The following is a 1,422-nucleotide window of genomic DNA, read 5'->3' as shown; positions in this document are numbered from 1 at the left end:
GTTCGATGGTAACATCTTGTCCTCCGACAACATTCCCGTCTTCTCTGACTTCGTAGACAGGCTGGGTGAACTCCAAACTAGGCAGATCGTCGGGATTGAACACATCAGGTCGGAATTTGAAATTGAAAACCCCTGGATAGTTACTAAGGACTTGAGGTTAAAAGGCAAGGAGACTTTTAACTTCGCCAATGACAGTTTCCAACTCCCAACTGCCACCGTTGACAGGATTACCTACTTTCTTAGTGGATGCCGCAATATTGGCACCAGTTAATTTATGGAAAACTTGCAAAAACTCAGGTTTCGTAGCGACGTTGCAACCATAGATAAGGATTTCCGACACGCCCCATTCCAGAAGTTGCTGTCGATATTGTTGGATATTAGCGAGACTCAGAACGGTCCCACCTAAAGAGATACTCCCGGAAACGCCGTGACTGACTAGATGCAAGCTAGAAATTCGACTCTTGCCTATAGCCTCCGTAATTTGAGCGATGCTATCTCGTTGCGGATTGAGAACTAGCACCTTTGCTCCGGCACGAACTCCCACCTCTAATGTGGGTATTGCTTCGACATCGGGAGCGATCGCGACTAACATACCCTCTCCCGGGGCTTTGGGGAGGCGATCGTCCAGCTTTAAGGACCGACTTAATCGGTCATCTTGGTTTTTCATTTTGAATACTCCGTTGGGAGAAATATTGAATCAGGGCTTACGCAAAATCTTAGACAATACGCTATCTGTAGAGGGCGAATGCCAGAAAGCCCCTACTAGATAGCGGTGCGACCCCGCGTCGGCGTCAGACGCAAGGGAACGCGCACCAAGAGATGGTGGTTATGCGTAAGTCCTGTGAATAATTTCATAACTAAATCATGTCCGGTTAAGTAGTTTAAATAACCCACCTCGCTCCCTGGAGGGGAAGTTAGGAGTCAAACCACCCCTAATCCGTCCCTGGAGGAGATAATTATCCGGACTTGATATAAGACTTACGCAAATCCTGAAATAATACCCTATCTCCAGAGGGAAAATACCATTTGTCCCTATGAAATAGGATAGTTCTGCGAAAGTTATGTAAATCAAAGAATTGTTCTTTTCTTTGTCGTTTTCAATCATAGGGTAGGAAGAGAGACAAAAGTTGTCGAAGATCGACAAGTTTAATTGACAAGCATGAAAAGGAGTCATAGCAATACATTCAGCTTCACATTGTCGATCTTCGACAAAACAACTTTTTCACATTCTCGAAGATCGACAACTTGAATTTACAAGCATGAAAGGCAGTCATAGCAATATATTCAGCTTCACATTGTCGAAGATCGACAAAACAACTTTTTCATATTGTCGAAGATCGACAACTTGAATTTACAAGCATGAAAGGCAGTCATAGCAATATATTCAGCTTCACATTGTCGAAGATCGACAAAACAACTTTT

General features: G+C 43.8%; 1 protein-coding gene. It reads right to left on the bottom strand.

The window, feature by feature from the left end:
* Positions 1–157 precede the first annotated feature (157 nt).
* Positions 158–667 carry a DUF4347 domain-containing protein gene (locus tag F6K40_RS40200; protein WP_293145931.1) on the bottom strand — a complete coding sequence of 170 codons (510 nt, stop codon included), beginning with the start codon at positions 665–667 and terminating at the stop codon, positions 158–160.
* Positions 668–1,422: the final 755 nt, after the last annotated feature.

It is taken from the genome of Okeania sp. SIO3I5 (assembly GCF_010672085.1).
Lineage (GTDB): Bacteria > Cyanobacteriota > Cyanobacteriia > Cyanobacteriales > Microcoleaceae > Trichodesmium.
The sequence above is the reverse complement of the archived record's forward strand: the minus strand, read 5'-3'. Positions and strand labels throughout refer to the sequence as shown.

Excerpts from the sequence above, each read along its gene's own strand:
- F6K40_RS40200 (WP_293145931.1), bottom strand. The coding sequence starts at position 667 with ATGAAAAACCAAGATGACCGATTAAGTCGGTCCTTAAAGCTGGACGAT.